15 protein-coding genes and 4 tRNA genes are annotated in these 14,082 nt (G+C 53.7%); 17 read left to right on the forward strand and 2 right to left on the reverse strand.

The features are described from left to right. Positions 1-5: 5 nt before the first annotated feature. The 7 genes from uvrC (at position 6) to KI613_RS10650 (ending at position 3,370) form a co-directional block, all read left to right on the forward strand. The gene (gene uvrC / locus KI613_RS10620) at positions 6-1,817 is read left to right on the forward strand and encodes an excinuclease ABC subunit UvrC (RefSeq protein WP_226405589.1); all 1,812 of its coding nucleotides are present in this window, start codon (positions 6-8) and stop codon (positions 1,815-1,817) included. Between the two features lie 3 nt (positions 1,818-1,820). Next, positions 1,821-2,399, forward strand: a complete 579-nt coding sequence (gene pgsA, locus KI613_RS10625; protein ID WP_226405591.1) for a CDP-diacylglycerol--glycerol-3-phosphate 3-phosphatidyltransferase — start codon at positions 1,821-1,823, stop codon at positions 2,397-2,399. A 55-nt stretch (positions 2,400-2,454) separates the two neighbouring features. Further along, positions 2,455-2,530, forward strand: a tRNA-Gly gene (locus KI613_RS10630). Positions 2,531-2,584: 54 nt separating this feature from the next. Further along, positions 2,585-2,658 (forward strand) — tRNA-Cys (locus KI613_RS10635). A 7-nt stretch (positions 2,659-2,665) separates the two neighbouring features. After that, positions 2,666-2,741, forward strand: a tRNA-Gly gene (locus KI613_RS10640). A gap of 70 nt (positions 2,742-2,811) precedes the next feature. Beyond that, a tRNA-Leu gene (locus KI613_RS10645) sits at positions 2,812-2,897 on the forward strand. An 11-nt stretch (positions 2,898-2,908) separates the two neighbouring features. Next, the gene (locus KI613_RS10650) at positions 2,909-3,370 is read left to right on the forward strand and encodes a DUF1178 family protein (protein WP_226405592.1); all 462 of its coding nucleotides are present in this window, start codon (positions 2,909-2,911) and stop codon (positions 3,368-3,370) included. A 28-nt stretch (positions 3,371-3,398) separates the two neighbouring features. Here KI613_RS10650 and KI613_RS10655 read toward each other — a convergent pair whose 3' ends face one another. Further along, positions 3,399-3,983, reverse strand: coding sequence for a hypothetical protein (locus KI613_RS10655; protein WP_226405593.1), 585 nt, complete (start codon positions 3,981-3,983; stop codon positions 3,399-3,401). A 206-nt stretch (positions 3,984-4,189) separates the two neighbouring features. Between KI613_RS10655 and KI613_RS10660 the strand changes: the two genes are divergently transcribed. The 10 genes from KI613_RS10660 (at position 4,190) to KI613_RS10705 (ending at position 12,823) form a co-directional block, all read left to right on the forward strand. Next, positions 4,190-4,507 carry a hypothetical protein gene (locus KI613_RS10660; RefSeq protein ID WP_226405594.1) on the forward strand — a complete coding sequence of 106 codons (318 nt, stop codon included), beginning with the start codon at positions 4,190-4,192 and terminating at the stop codon, positions 4,505-4,507. A gap of 78 nt (positions 4,508-4,585) precedes the next feature. Then, the gene (locus KI613_RS10665; protein ID WP_226405595.1) at positions 4,586-5,470 is read left to right on the forward strand and encodes a rolling circle replication-associated protein; all 885 of its coding nucleotides are present in this window, start codon (positions 4,586-4,588) and stop codon (positions 5,468-5,470) included. Beyond that, positions 5,467-5,943, forward strand: a complete 477-nt coding sequence (locus tag KI613_RS10670; RefSeq protein WP_226405596.1) for a hypothetical protein — start codon at positions 5,467-5,469, stop codon at positions 5,941-5,943. The genes KI613_RS10665 and KI613_RS10670 overlap by 4 nt, the downstream gene beginning before the upstream one ends. A gap of 67 nt (positions 5,944-6,010) precedes the next feature. Continuing rightward, positions 6,011-6,235: a hypothetical protein gene (locus KI613_RS10675; RefSeq protein WP_226405597.1), complete on the forward strand. Its 225-nt coding sequence runs from the start codon at positions 6,011-6,013 to the stop codon at positions 6,233-6,235. 146 nt (positions 6,236-6,381) lie between these two features. After that, positions 6,382-7,731 carry a hypothetical protein gene (locus tag KI613_RS10680; protein WP_226405598.1) on the forward strand — a complete coding sequence of 450 codons (1,350 nt, stop codon included), beginning with the start codon at positions 6,382-6,384 and terminating at the stop codon, positions 7,729-7,731. Positions 7,732-7,734: 3 nt separating this feature from the next. Then, on the forward strand, positions 7,735-8,025 hold the full coding sequence (locus KI613_RS10685) for a hypothetical protein (protein WP_226405599.1): 291 nt from the start codon (positions 7,735-7,737) through the stop codon (positions 8,023-8,025). Further along, positions 8,025-9,116 (forward strand): zonular occludens toxin domain-containing protein, encoded by a 1,092-nt coding sequence (locus tag KI613_RS10690; protein ID WP_226405600.1) that lies wholly within the window; start codon positions 8,025-8,027, stop codon positions 9,114-9,116. The genes KI613_RS10685 and KI613_RS10690 overlap by 1 nt, the downstream gene beginning before the upstream one ends. Further along, positions 9,113-10,381: a type II secretion system protein GspD gene (locus KI613_RS10695; protein ID WP_226405601.1), complete on the forward strand. Its 1,269-nt coding sequence runs from the start codon at positions 9,113-9,115 to the stop codon at positions 10,379-10,381. Before KI613_RS10690 ends, KI613_RS10695 begins: the two co-directional genes overlap by 4 nt. A 1,048-nt stretch (positions 10,382-11,429) precedes the next feature. After that, positions 11,430-12,515: a tyrosine-type recombinase/integrase gene (locus KI613_RS10700; RefSeq protein WP_226405602.1), complete on the forward strand. Its 1,086-nt coding sequence runs from the start codon at positions 11,430-11,432 to the stop codon at positions 12,513-12,515. Then, positions 12,512-12,823 carry a hypothetical protein gene (locus tag KI613_RS10705; protein ID WP_226405603.1) on the forward strand — a complete coding sequence of 104 codons (312 nt, stop codon included), beginning with the start codon at positions 12,512-12,514 and terminating at the stop codon, positions 12,821-12,823. Before KI613_RS10700 ends, KI613_RS10705 begins: the two co-directional genes overlap by 4 nt. Before the next feature lie 22 nt (positions 12,824-12,845). Here KI613_RS10705 and KI613_RS10710 read toward each other — a convergent pair. Next, positions 12,846-13,966 (reverse strand): IS3 family transposase gene (locus KI613_RS10710; RefSeq protein ID WP_455424133.1). Its coding sequence is split into 2 segments (ribosomal slippage): positions 12,846-13,706 and positions 13,709-13,966, totalling 1,119 coding nucleotides; the frame shifts between segments, so codons are not numbered across the junction. Positions 13,967-14,082: the final 116 nt, after the last annotated feature.

The following is a 14,082-nucleotide window of genomic DNA, read 5'->3' on the forward strand; positions in this document are numbered from 1 at the left end:
TCAAGATGAGTTTTGACGCCAAGGCTTTCCTGGCCACGCTGACTGAATTACCCGGCGTCTATCGCATGCTGGATGACAACGCCGCCGTTCTTTACGTCGGCAAGGCCAAGAACCTCAAGAAGCGGGTTTCGTCGTATTTCCGGGAAAACGTTTCCAGCCCGCGCATCGCACACATGGTCAGCCAGATCGCGACCGTGGAAACCACGGCAACGCGCACTGAGGCCGAGGCGCTGTTGCTTGAAAACAATCTGATCAAGTCGCTTTCGCCACGCTACAACATCCTTTTTCGCGACGACAAATCCTACCCGTACATCGTTCTCACCAAAGGGAACTTCCCCCGGCTCGGCTTCTTTCGCGGCAACCCCGATCGCAAGGCCGACTACTTTGGCCCCTATCCATCAAGCTGGGCGGTGCGCGACAGCATCCACCTGATGCAGAAAATGTTCCGCCTGCGTACCTGCGAAGAGTCCGTGTTCGCAAACCGTTCGCGGCCATGCCTGCTGTATCAGATCAAACGCTGTAGCGGACCATGCGTCGGATTGATAACGCCGGAAGATTATGCGACGGATGTTCAACTGGCCTCGATGTTCCTCGTTGGCAAACAGCAGGAAGTCTCAAAGCGGCTTAATCAAGCAATGGAAGCGGCTTCCGCACGCCTCGCCTTCGAACAGGCCGCGGTCTATCGGGATCTGATTCAGTCACTGCGCCATGTACAGGAAAAACAGTTTGTCTCAAGCAACAAGGGCGAGGACATGGACATCCTGGTCGCCCACAAGGAAGCAGGGCAGTTGTGCGTCAACCTGGCCATGGTCCGGGGCGGCCGACATCTCGGCGACCGTCCGTTCTTTCCGATCAATGCTGGCGAATCCGATCCGGCCGACGCCTGCGCCGCCTTTATTCGCCAGCACTACGCCATTCATCCGGCCCCTTCACGCTTGCTGGTTAACCCATGGCCGACCGAAGATGAGCCAGGAGAGAGCGAAGCGGTGCTGGCCGAACTGGCCGGGCGCCAGGTTCCTGTCATGCAAGCACGTAGCCTTTCTCACAAAGCCTGGGTCGAGATGGCCCTTCAGAACGCCAAGCTGGCTATCCTGGCGCGAAGCCAGGCAACCGAGCAGCAAGAAAAACGACTAGCAGCGCTGCAGGAAGCCTTGCAACTGCCCGAACCCATCGTACGTATCGAATGCTTTGACATTAGTCACACGATGGGTGAAGCAACGGTTGCTTCGTGTGTGGTCTACCAGGAAAACCGCATGAAAAACGCTGATTACCGGCGTTTCAACATTCGCGACATCACCCCCGGCGACGACTATGCGGCAATGCGCCAGGCCGTCAGTCGGCGCTACGACGGCATTGCTGCCGGTGAGGGCACTGCACCTGACCTTATCCTGATTGACGGTGGAAAAGGGCAGGTTGCTTCCGCCTTTTCCGCCCTTGCCGATCTCGGCCTAGCCCATTTGCCGATGATCGGTGTTGCCAAGGGAGAAGGGCGTAAGCCCGGCTTGGAGTCACTTGTTTTCCCGGATGGTCGCGAGCCATTACAATTGCCGGCGGAACACCCCGCGTTGCACCTGATCCAGGAAATACGCGACGAAGCTCATCGCTTCGCCATCACAGGCCATCGTGCCCAGCATGGCAAGGCGCGAAAAACCTCAACACTGGAAAGCCTGCCGGGCGTTGGACCGGCCCGCCGGAAAGCGCTGGTTGCCCGATTTGGCGGCCTGCCCGGCGTACTCGCCGCCAGCCCGGAGCAGTTGTCCGAAGTGCCGGGCATCAGCCGGGATATGGCTGAAAAGATACATTCCGCATTACACTGAACCATGCCCTTCAATCTGCCCATCCTGCTGACCTGGCTTCGTATCGTGGCGATACCGCTGCTGATTACTGTTTACTATCTGCCGGCAGACTGGGCCACCTCGCATGAACGCGATCTCGCAGCAACCTCCATTTTCGTCGCTGCCGCCCTGACCGATTGGGCGGACGGCTATCTGGCGCGAAAGCTCGACCAGACATCGGCATTTGGTGCTTTTCTCGACCCGGTAGCCGACAAACTGATGGTCGCCGCAGCGCTGATCGTGCTCGTTGAACTAGGCAGAACCGATGCCATCGTTGCCAGCATCATCATCGGCCGCGAAATCACCATTTCAGCACTGCGCGAATGGATGGCCAAGATCGGCGCAGCAAAAAGCGTCGCCGTGTCGATGCTTGGCAAGATCAAGACAGCCGCTCAAATGCTGGCCATTCCCATCCTCCTTTATTACCAGCCGCTGCTTGGCGCTGATATGCAAAGATTCGGTAACTGGTTGATCTGGATAGCAGCCTTGCTGACCCTCTGGTCCATGGGCTACTACCTGCGTATGGCCTGGCCAGAAATTGCAAAACGAACCGCAGAAAAGTAGTGGCGGAATGTTGACAATTCCCTTGTGTCGCCTATAATGCGCGCTCTGTTTCAGCGCGGCAGTAGCTCAGTTGGTAGAGCGATACCTTGCCAAGGTATAGGTCGAGAGTTCGAGACTCTTCTGCCGCTCCAGATTTTCTGAAACTGGATTTTAGTTAATCCAGTTTTTAGTAGTAAAAGAGGCACGGCGCGATAGCAAAGCGGTTATGCACCGGATTGCAAATCCGTGTAGGTCGGTTCGACTCCGGCTCGCGCCTCCAAGGTTTTGCGGCAGTAGCTCAGTTGGTAGAGCGATACCTTGCCAAGGTATAGGTCGAGAGTTCGAGACTCTTCTGCCGCTCCAAATAGAAAAGGGAAAGCGCTGGTCGCTTTCCCTTTTTTCATATCGGGCGCCGATATAATGACTGCACCCAGCCCGGGTGGTGAAATTGGTAGACACAAGAGACTTAAAATCTCTCGCTCTTTGAGTGTACGGGTTCGATTCCCGTCCCGGGCACCACGAATGAACACATGATCATCTACGACCTTAACTGCGACAACAATCACCGGTTTGAAGGGTGGTTCCAGAATGCCGGCGCTTTTGAATCCCAGCTGGAGGACAGGCTTGTCTGCTGTCCGCAATGCGATAGCCACAATGTCCGGCGTGTACCTTCCGCCGTGTCAATTTCCGGGCATCACGTCGAGCAACTCAGCGAGTCGCCAGCCATTCAAGCCAAGACGCCGACGAGTACCGCATTGATGCCGGTCGGGACACAGGCCATGTCGCTTTATCGCCAACTCATCCAGAGTATCGTTAGCCATAGTGAGGATGTCGGCCACTCGTTTGCTGACGAGGCACGCAAGATTCATTACAACGAGGCACCACAGCGGCCGATTCGCGGCCAGGCCAGTGAAGATGAATGCGATGAACTGCGGGACGAGGGTATTCAGATACTGAACCTGCCGTTGCTCAAGGAGGAGGATCTGAATTGATCCTCTTTTTTTCTTCTTGCCACTATATTTAACATAATACAAAGTCGGCCCTTGCCTCATAACGTAGTGGGGCTGCTTCAGCGGGTGAGGGTGTCACAAAATTTGTGACAAGGCTAAACGCTAGCGCAATGCTCGCGGCTTTCGCATGATTGACAAAAGGGTGCCAGAAGGCGCGCTTCTTCTCGTCTTTCTCCGTCACCAATTCATTGGCGGCTATCACGGCCTTTAGGTCGGCTCCAATAAATTCTGCAAGCTCTACTGCCGCTTTCATTGGCAGGCTGCGTCTATGCGCTTTTACGCCTGAAATTTGCGGCTGGCTCATGCCTAGCATTAGGCCAAGGGCTGTGAGGCTTCCGGCCTTCTTTGCGCCGGTGTCGATGTAGTCGCGTAATTCCATAAAAATATTCTCCAGAACCATTGACATGAGCAAGTGCTCATGTAAACTCTTGGTCATGAGCAGTTGCTCATGTGTCTGGCCGCTAGACGGCACAATGTGAACGTTGGGCTTAGTCCCTTGATTTGTCAACGGCTCTACTTTTGCGGGAAATTCAATATGACTGTCCAGATGCAGATTGCTACGGCCCAAATGCAAGCAACGATCAGCGGTAACCATGGCATTTTTTTCTGTCGTTGCTCTGGAATGTAGCTGGTGGCTCGTTGTTTTAAGACTACTCCCCAGTTGTTTTCCCGTTTTGGGATGTTGTCCCGGTTCAAGTATCTGTCGTTTGAATATTCGCGGTCGTCGATAGCCATTTCGTTTCAAGCCCAAGGTGGGCATATCTAGGTCAATAAGACCGTTATTTTAGGAGCATTTCCGTCATGAAAACTCGCGTAACCGTTGTTGGTGCTGAACGTAAAGAAAACCTGTATCCGGTCGCTGGTGGCGCACCGCGCAAGGTTGTTTCGCATAAGTGCAAAGTGATTTTGCACCTGCCCGATGGTGGTATCGATGTTGGCACTCTGACCGTTCCGGATGCACTCGCCCCGGAAGGTGTAACGCCCGGAGATTACAACGTTGAATTTCGCGCCGGTCGCGGATTTTCCGAGGACAAAATCATCGGTGTCATGTTTTCGTTTGAGGGCACTGCAAGCGCTGGTCGTCCTGCTGTCGCAAAGCAAGAGGCGGCAAAAGCCTAAGTAGAAAAGCAAAGCCCCGTGCAGATTGGCGTCTGACGGGGCTTTTAACCAAGTAACTTTTACCGGAAGTCACAAGGCATGAACGAGATTCTACAAGAGCAAGAAAAAAATTACTACATGAATATGCGGGAATTTGCAAGCGGTGATTTTGAGGCTATCGTGAAAACAGTTCGACCCATGCAGATGGAACAAATAAAGAGGCGCTTTGAGTGCCCCGGCGCTATTTCGGCGTCTGCATCGGTGGAGCGTGCTCGTAAAGCTGAATTAGACCCCTCGGCTGTCGAGTTTGACCGGGTTGCAAACCATAATCGTGCCGTCCGTCGTGCAAAGCAAAACATCAGATGGCTTTGCAAGGTCATGCAAGCGGACCGCCTATTTACGCTCACCTACCGCGAAAACCAGACTGACCGGGAACAGGCTAGGGCGGATTTCACTAAATTTCTGCGCTTGGTTCGCTCGGGCTGGCGTGGTGTGGTGGGCGTCCCTGGTTGGCAATACGTCGCTGTTCTCGAGAAACAGGACCGGGGCGCGTATCACATTCATTGCGCTGTCAAAGGCTGGCAGCGTATCAACTTCCTCCGGATGGCTTGGTATAAGGCCTTGGGCTTTACTGGCGACGAACGCGGGGAAAACACGCCCGGCGCGGTCAATGTCACCAATCCGGATAAGAAGCGTTGGGGTCACACTGGCCGTCAATGGAAGGTCAATAAATTGGCCGGGTATCTGACCAAGTATCTGGCAAAGACCTTTGATTCCTCTTGTTCTGAGAAAAAGCGTTATTGGCACGTTAGGGATTTGAAAGTCCCGGCTAAACAGCGGCATTGGATCGGCGGTGCGTCGATGCCGGAAGCCATTAAATCCGCGTGGTCAATGCTCCAGCTTCATACGGGTATCAACGTTGATTGCCAAATGTGGGTTTCAACTTCAAATGACTGTTTTTGGGTTGCCGGGGTGTCGTCATGATGCGCGTTCTCGTTCTCCTGCTGGCGCTGCTTTCTGGTCCGGGCGTTGCCGGGTCACTTGCGGTCACTGGCTGGCCGTCTATTCCGATTGATTCAACGGACTGCGAGACTGTTAGGGCAAATATAAATACCTATTTCGCGGTTAGTAATTACAGCGCCTCTCGGGTGATTGGTTGCTCTAAAGACCCTGTGATTGTGGGTTCAACGTTCGTGCTCACGTATGCGTCTGGGTCGGGGATTAGCTGGTCGCCGGGGGTCACGTCGATTACGGCACCGGCTCAAACTGTATCTCTTTTATCGTTGGCTGCATCGGTTGCGGCTCTTGAGGCGGCAACGGGTACGGGTGGCACCTCTGAGCCATTCGACTACGTAAAAGCGGCCGCGCTGTTCTCCTTTTTCTTCTCCTTTGTCGTCGGTGTCTGGATCGTCGGCAAAAACATCGGGCTGATTATTAACGCGGTCCGGCATTGGTAAAGGTTCTGCCCAGACTGGGCGAATGGAAGGTCTGCCAATTCAGACCAAAATGTAATGAGGTGTTCAAATGTTCAAAAAAGCTCGTGCTCTGTTGATGGCCGGTCTCGGCCTTGTTATGGGTTTCTTCGGTGTCAATGCGCATGCCGTTGGTCCTGATCTGACGACCCTGACTGCTGCGGTCGATTTCGGCACTGTCACTACGGCCATGCTCGGCGTCGCTGCCGCGCTGATCGTTGTGTACATCGCTTGGAAGGGCGCAAAGATGGTTCTCGGCGCTGTCAAGGGCGGCTAATCCGGGTAACTGGATGGCTACGGGGGGCTTCGGCTCCCCGTTTTTGTTTCAGCGGGGAAAAACATGTTTCCAACTAACGAACTCTGGTATTTGATGATTGCTTTTTTCGCCATCGTTTCCGGTTGGGCGGCAATCGAGGGCATGAAATGATGTATCAACCCAAAAGGCAAAGCGCGGCCATGATGGCGCTGGTGTTCTTTGTCCTGTCGGTGTTTCCGGTCAAGCGGTCCGAGGCCTTTTTGCCCCCTTTGATCTATGCGGCTTACATGACATCGACGGTCAGCGGCGCAACCTATACGTTGGCCGGGCTTGCCGGTGCTATCGGCATTGCGGGGATGTATCTCACGGTCACGGATGCTATGGACAACGCGGTAAGGGTACCGCTTGGCACAACGACCTCGGCTAATCCGCCTGCGCCAGCTGCTCCGAGTTCGGCGGCGCCGGTTGCGTCGTCGGATTCGCAGGTTTGTTCGTCCTCCATTGGGCTCCAGTCGCCGGGTGGGAATGTGGACGGCTGCAACCTGACCAATACGTATACGCTCAATACTGCCTATCCATATGATGCTTATTCGGTGCAGTGTTCGGGCACGAGAACGCAAACGCACTCGGCTTCTCAGCCGGGTTGTGCTGCATATGACGCCACGGTTAATTACAACTGGATCGCGCAGAAAAGTGGGGCGGTGAATTGCCCTGCGGGGTATCAGTCGCAATCGGGGTCGTGCATCCTTGTTAATGCTAGGCAGGTAGCGGACGACAAAATTTGCGATATGTTGGTGTCTAACGGGCAATTTGCCACGGCTGACGATATGAATTGCGGGGCGTCTGCGGACGGTTCAAAGGTGGCTCCGATGCTCAGGGATGGCAAGGTCATTGCCTACGGTACTAACTCCAGCGGTCAGCCGTTAATGTGGGAAGTCACGCCGGGTGCGCAGACCTTTACGGTCAAGGAAATGACGCAGATTCAGACCGCGACGCAGACCCAAGTGAAAACAACGATTGCCACGGTGGATGCTGCGACTGCGACGGTCACAGCGGTTTCAACGCAAACCGCTCCGGGGTCTATTGCGTCGCCTTCGGCGTCCGCTTCTCCGACTACGTTACCGCAGGGTGAGACTGTGTCGCCTGTTAATACTCCTACGGTTACGCAGGATTCAACCAAGCCTATTGATCTCCAGTGGCCAAGCGACTATGCCCGTACGGGCGAGGCCAAAACGGCTGCAGATTCCATTACGGATTTAATGAAGCCGACGACCGAGGTAGATGACCCTACGGTTCCTGATTGGGCTGACCATTGGGGCGCAACATTCAATCCGCTAAAGGCGTGGTCAATGCCTGGGCATTCTTCGCAGTGTCCGGTGGCCGGCTTTGGCTGGAACGGTGTGACTTACACAATCGATTCGCACTGCCAATTGATAACGGACCATTGGTCAGCGCTTCAAACGGCCTCTGTGGTCGTCTGGGTAATTTCCGCGCTTTGGATTCTTTTGGGGGCTTAAAAAATGCTATTCGCTCCGCTGCTGGCTCCTATCTTCGGCTTTCTCCTTCGTGAAATCATCGTCAAATTTACGGTTTTTACTGCCATCTTTGCATTGGTCGCGCTGCTCGTCCCGGTCGCCATTGAATACCTTGCCCCATACATTGGCGTTGCCGGCCTTAGTTCGGCGTTCACTGGCCTGAGTGCTGGTGTCTGGTTCTGGCTCGATGCTTTCCAACTGCAATTCGCGGTGCCGTTGCTGATATCCGCGTGGGTGTCGCGCTTCCTTATCCGTCGTCTGCCGGTAATCGGATAATGGCGATCAAGGCTTACACCGGAATTATGGGGTCCGGAAAAACCTATGAAGTTGTCTCGGTTGTTATCAAAAACGCGTTGGCTCAAGGTCGGCGCGTTGTCTCCAATATCGCTGGTCTCGATGGCGAGGCGTTCAAAGCGCTGCTGATCGAAGAGGGGATCGAGGCCGGCAAAATAGGGGAGATTTTCCGCGTTGATCATGCTGCAGTGCTTGAGCCTATGTTCTGGCGCACTGACACGGATAAGCCGGAAACCGTAACAACCATCCAGCCCGGTGATTTAGTGGTACTGGATGAAATTTGGCGTTTCTGGGATGGCTTCGGTCCAAAAGATGCTGACGGAGAAAAACGCCCTGCGCGGGTGCAAAACTTCTTCCGTATGCATCGCCAAATGCCGCATCCGGTAACCGGTGTCACTTGTGATTTAGCGGTTATCTGTCAAGACATCATGGATGCAAACCGCCAATTGCGCGGCGTCATTGAGGAAACGTACCTCATGACCAAGCTAACGGCGGTCGGCCTTTCCGGTCGCTATCGCGTCGATGTTTTCCAAAGGGCAAAGGTTCGCGGCAAACCGTCGAACTCCATTCAGCGTTCATACAATCCAAAGTACTTTCCGCTGTTCTTAAGCCATAGCCAAAAAACAGAAGGCGGTGTGGCTGCAGTCGAGCAAAACATTGATGGCCGGGGCAATGTCCTGAAGGGAGCGCTTTTCAAGGTGGTGCTGCCATTGATGATTCCCGTTCTCGGTTTGGCTATCTGGGGCGTCTGGGGCTTCTTTCACCCAAAACAAAAACCTGCAGAGTCGGTTCCCGCTGCGGCCGCTGCTCCGATCGGTGGAAAGTCGTCGGCCGCTCCTGTCGCGTCTGTGCCTCCGCAGTCCGATAAATGGCGCATTGTCGGGTGGTATCGGTCGGCCGATGTTGTGCGGGTGGTTCTGACCGATGGCCAGACAACGCGATTCATCATTGCGCCGCCAAATTACAAAGAAACAGCGATGACGCTGGAACTCGAATTGCCAGAAGGCGGATTCGCAACAACGTGGGGCGGGGCGGTTGTTCCTGTTACGCACATGACCGGGCCAAAGCCATGAAAACGCTATTTCTCCTGCTGGCGTTGTTCTCTGGTGTCGTGTCTGCAGCCGGTGAGGTCTCTTTCAAAATGGTGCAGGTCGGCGTTGCGGATCTCGCGCGCGTTGTCCTCGAAGATGTGGCCGGTGAATCGGTAATAGTTGCCTCGGAAGTTGTCGAGGATCGCTCACTGTTGAATTTCGTCATTCGCAAAGTAACGCCGGCTCAAGCTGTCGAACAATTGCGCCAGGTCGTAAAAGGGCGTGGTTTTGAGTTGGTCCGTCATGAGGGCATCTATCACCTTCGCCGGCCGGGAGAGATTGAAAGCGATATGTTTGTTTATCTCCCGAAATATCGTTCGGTGTCGTATCTGTCGGACCTTATCGGCGGAATTCTTCCCCGGCAAGCGGTCGCCAGTCAGCGCGCAATACCGCAATATCAACAGGGCGGTGCGTACCCTGGACAACAAGCGGCAATGTCTCAGGGCTATGAAACCGGAACGAACGTTAATTCGATGATCGACAAGGCGGACAAAGATTCATTGGTCGTCAAAGGGAAACCGGCAGAATTGGCGATGGTTAAACGGCTCCTGCAGGAAGTCGATAGACCAATCCCGGAAATGCTCGTCAAAGCCGTCATCATGGAAGTCCAGACCGGTAGCGGTGAGGGGAGTGCACTAAATTTCCTGCTCAAAGCGGCCGGCGCTATTGGCTCGGCGTCTGTGTCATGGCAAGGCGGTGCCGATAACAAAAACGGCATACAGTTTAGAGTCGGTGGTCTTGATGCCCTGTGGTCGGCCATCAATTCTGACAGTCGATTCAAAATCGTATCGGCTCCCCAGATCAGGGTGAAATCGGGCGGCGCGGCTCGTTTCTCTGTCGGCTCTGAAACGCCCGTACTCGGTGCCGTGAACTATCAAGGTAACGGGCAAAGCGTCCAGTCCGTGGAATACAAACCGGCTGGCGTCATACTCGATCTAAAGCCCGAAATCCGGGGCAAGCTGGCAGAACTGAAAATCTTTCAACAGCTCTCTAGCTTCGTTAAAACGGAAACCGGCGTAAACAACAGCCCGACACTCCTAAAGCGCGAACTATCAACATCGGTAGTTGTTGCCGAAAATGATGTGGTGCTGTTGGGCGGTCTCGATGAAGAAAAAAACACGGCGGATAGTTCGGGCTTTTTCTTCATGCCGGATGCGCTCCGGTCTCGATCAAGCAGTAAAGCCCGGTCTGAAATAATCCTCATGCTCTACGTCGAGCGTGTTGCAACGCCGGGTGAGTCGATTTGATGTGTAAGGGCGGTAAATCGCTGCCGGCCGGCGCTGTGTTCGTACGTACATCGATGTTTGTATGTATGTACATACAAACAAACAGTGGCGTAAATCTCTAGCGTCGGGAGTGTCTTTACCGCGTCAATCGTTTGGCGCGACACCGCGCAAGGGGCCATCTAATTCCGTGTGGCCCTTTTCTTATTTAGATCGGATCAAGGTAATGACCGAGCAGCGGGTGCAGGGCTGTCGCCTGTTGTGTCGGATGCGCTGCAGAGCTATCGCCCCTCCATAAACCGCCTTTGCTTCGTCTGGCGCGATTGCTGTCATTGTGTGGGTTAGTCCGTGCGGCGCTGGCGGCTCCCCGCAGCGGAGCGAGGAGACCGCCGCGCGCAGCGCGGCTTAATTTATAACTAGGACACATTGCAACGAGAACAATCCTTGAATGCCTCATATCAAGGCTTTCGGACGTTTTTGCTTGTATTCTTTTCCCGATGTTTTCCAGCTTCCTTAATGACGCGTCCGGGTTCCGTAATGCGTACTGGCGCATTCGTGCTTGCCGTGGCCGGTCTGCCTGCCTCCGTCGTTGGTATCGGGTTGCCGCAAAAGAAAAGGGCCGACTAGCGGCCCTTGGTTGGTCTGGTGAGGTGATCCGGCTCTATGGCTTACATCTGCGCGACACCACGCGGGAACAGCGCTTGCAGCGCTTTCAAATGGCGTTCGATGAATACCTTAACGGTCCTCGACAATTGACGTTGTTTTAGTATGCCGATCAGCTTGCGAATTTTACATAATACAAATTATGCGCGGGACTGGTATATTTCTGAGTGTTGCTGTTTTTGATCGACACCATGCATCTCGATAGCAACAGAGCAAGCATTCTGGTTATATTTCAGTGTTGCTTGACTATTGCGCTTGATCTCTTATGCCTTACCGAAACCCCATCAATAGCTTGCATGTACCGGACCAACTGTGTTCACCGCTACTTACGGATGAAAATGGACTGCCCAGATATTGGGTCACTGTCTGGTCAATATTGCGCACGAATGATCTCGCGGTATCGACTGAGATGCAGCGCTTACGTCATATCGAGGCGCTGTACGTATTTGCCGACCAGATGCATGGTCCAGGCTGCCTCGACGATATATTGGGAAGTTGCCGTATTGAGGAGCTTGGCAATTTGCTTGAGGCCTACTTCGTTTCTCTTCGAAATCGCTCGGAGGTTACCGAGTCAACACAGAAACGATGGTATGCGGGCATGTCTTTCGTAAAGGATGTCGTTCTACGATTGACCAAGAGTGGAACTGCCATAGGAAAATTGGTCGAGGCTGAAAAACGGCTAATGCACTTGGATGCGTTATATGGACAGTTGAGGATCAGGAAGTCAAAACGCCCAGATATTCTGAGATCCTTGCCCGCAGTTGTAGTAAGCCATCTCTACGAAACTCTTGATCCGGAGTCTCCTGAAAATCCATTTTCTAGAGTCAGAACAAAATGGACTGTCTTCCTAGCGTTTGTCCTGATGCTCCATCAAGGTTTGCGCAGAGGCGAACTTCTGCTTTTGCCCGCAGATGTCGTCAAATCTGGTTTTGATAAAAGGCAGCTACGCCAGCGCTATTGGATGAATATTCAGGATGATGAAAAGCATGCCGACCAGGACAAGCGATATAACAAACCAAGCATTAAAACTGCAGACTCCATCCGGCAGGTGCCTGTAAGCGAGCTTACAGCAAACCTGATTCAGACTTATATCGAGAATTTCCGAGGGAAACCTGACCATCCGTTTTTACTGAACACACAATGGAATACGCCGCTCTCACACGATTCATTAACGGCTTATTTTGCAAAACTCACCACTGCGTTACCAGCAGATATGGTTCGTGTTCTTCATGAACGAACTGGAAAAAAATCTATTGAGCCCCATGATTTGCGTCACACCGCTGCTGTTGTGCGACTAAATCAGCTTCTATCTAAGAATGTACCCATGGACGAGGCGTTACAACAGCTCAGAACCTTTTTTGGATGGGCGAGAACCTCCGATATGCCAAGACGCTATGCTCGGGCTGTATTCGAAGACAGGCTTTCGGATGTATGGTCAAAAGTCTTAGATGATCGTATTGAAATATTGAAATCCATTCCGAAAGGCCTCGGGTGAACAAGCTAGCAACCATACAACTTGGCGAGATTTCGGGTGCCCTACTCCAGTTTTCAAACTCATTGCCGCCACTGCCGGATGTTGTCAGATATCAGGACGATTTTGACAATAAAGTGAGGTCTCTGACTGATTTTCGTAGTGGTTCGAGCTTTCAACTGGTAATGAATGGAAAAAATGTCACTTTCGATTTTTCACGCTTTAATGCTGAGCATGAGGTCTTTGCAAAAAGTTTGTTTTTCTATTTTATTGCAAACGAATTCAGTGTTTCGACTGAGGTGCCCCCGGATTTAGTGCCAAGGGCCTTTTAGTAAAAGTCCTTGGGTTGCACTGCTAAAGACACTCTTCCACGGCCGGCAGGTCGGAACGCGTTGTCCGATGCTTGGCCGCAAACTCTGCCGGAGTTTGGTAACCCAGCGCACTGTGGGGCCGGTGCTGGTTGTAATCCCGGCGCCAGACAGCGATCAGGATACGAGCCTCAGCCAGACTCGTAAACCAGTGGTCATTCAGACACTCGTCCCGGAATCGGCCATTGAAGCTCTCGATGAAAGCATTCTGGGTCGGTTTGCCTGCCTGGATCAGTTTGAGCTGAACGCCATGCTGACAAGCCCACTGGTCGAGTGCCTTGCCGGTAAATTCAGGCCCTTGGTCGGTCCGGATGGCCTTGGGGTAGCCACGGAACCGGGCTGCCTGATCAAGCACCCGCGTGACGTAATGCCCCGAGATGCCGAAGTCGACTGCCAGATCGACAGATTCCTTGCTGAAATCATCGACGATGGTCAGCACCTTGATTCGTCGGCCGCTGGCCAAGGCATCACTGACAAAATCCATCGACCAGACCTCGTTCGGACCCGAGGGCAGCTCAAGTGCTTGCCGTTCGACCGCGACACCATGCCGCCTCTTGCGCCGCCTGACCGTCAGGCCGGCATCGCTGTAGAGCCGATAGAGTCGTTTGTGATTGACCGCAACACCTTCCCGTCGAACCAGAGCGTGCAGGCGCCGATAGCCGAACCGGCGCCGCTCTCCGGCGAGTTCGACCAGTCTGGCCTGTAATTGCTCATTCTCTGGCTGCGCCTTTGACGCGTAGTGCAGCACCGTGCGCGATAGACCCACCAGCTGGCAGGCACGGCGTTCGGAAATCTTCGTCGATTCCTGCATCACCATGACTGCCTCACGCTTTTGCTGGGGGCTCAGCGTTTTCGGCCTAAAGCCGCTTTCAGCGCCTCCGCATCGAGGATCGATTCGGCCAGCAGCCGCTTGAGCTTGCCATTCTCGGCTTCGAGCTCCTTCAGCCTCTTGGCATCCGGAACCGTCATCCCGCCGAACTTCGCTCGCCAGTTGTAGAACGATCCGTCACTGAAGCCATGTTGCCGGCACAGCTCCTTGATCGGTATTCCGGCTTCCGCCTGCTGCAAGAAACCGATGATCTGCTCTTCTGAAAACCGCTTCTTCAAGTCCATTCTCCTTCTCGAAAACGGACTTTACTAAATTCCCCGTGGCACTGTTTATTGGGGGCACCTCAACGGGTAGCAACAAAGCATGCAACAAACAAGCATCAATCGCTTATGCA

It is taken from the genome of Ferribacterium limneticum (genome assembly GCF_020510585.1).
In the GTDB taxonomy this organism is placed as follows: domain Bacteria; phylum Pseudomonadota; class Gammaproteobacteria; order Burkholderiales; family Rhodocyclaceae; genus Azonexus.

Coding starts and splice junctions, on each gene's coding strand:
- KI613_RS10685 (WP_226405599.1), top strand. CDS start 7,735: ATGCTATTCGCTCCGCTGCTGGCTCCTATCTTCGGCTTTCTCCTTCGT.
- KI613_RS10680 (WP_226405598.1), top strand. CDS start 6,382: ATGATGTATCAACCCAAAAGGCAAAGCGCGGCCATGATGGCGCTGGTG.
- KI613_RS10690 (WP_226405600.1), top strand. CDS start 8,025: ATGGCGATCAAGGCTTACACCGGAATTATGGGGTCCGGAAAAACCTAT.
- KI613_RS10660 (WP_226405594.1), top strand. CDS start 4,190: ATGAAAACTCGCGTAACCGTTGTTGGTGCTGAACGTAAAGAAAACCTG.
- KI613_RS10665 (WP_226405595.1), top strand. CDS start 4,586: ATGAACGAGATTCTACAAGAGCAAGAAAAAAATTACTACATGAATATG.
- uvrC (WP_226405589.1), top strand. CDS start 6: ATGAGTTTTGACGCCAAGGCTTTCCTGGCCACGCTGACTGAATTACCC.
- KI613_RS10670 (WP_226405596.1), top strand. CDS start 5,467: ATGATGCGCGTTCTCGTTCTCCTGCTGGCGCTGCTTTCTGGTCCGGGC.
- KI613_RS10675 (WP_226405597.1), top strand. CDS start 6,011: ATGTTCAAAAAAGCTCGTGCTCTGTTGATGGCCGGTCTCGGCCTTGTT.
- KI613_RS10655 (WP_226405593.1), bottom strand. CDS start 3,983: ATGGTTACCGCTGATCGTTGCTTGCATTTGGGCCGTAGCAATCTGCAT.
- KI613_RS10650 (WP_226405592.1), top strand. CDS start 2,909: ATGATCATCTACGACCTTAACTGCGACAACAATCACCGGTTTGAAGGG.
- pgsA (WP_226405591.1), top strand. CDS start 1,821: ATGCCCTTCAATCTGCCCATCCTGCTGACCTGGCTTCGTATCGTGGCG.
- KI613_RS10700 (WP_226405602.1), top strand. CDS start 11,430: ATGCAGCGCTTACGTCATATCGAGGCGCTGTACGTATTTGCCGACCAG.
- KI613_RS10695 (WP_226405601.1), top strand. CDS start 9,113: ATGAAAACGCTATTTCTCCTGCTGGCGTTGTTCTCTGGTGTCGTGTCT.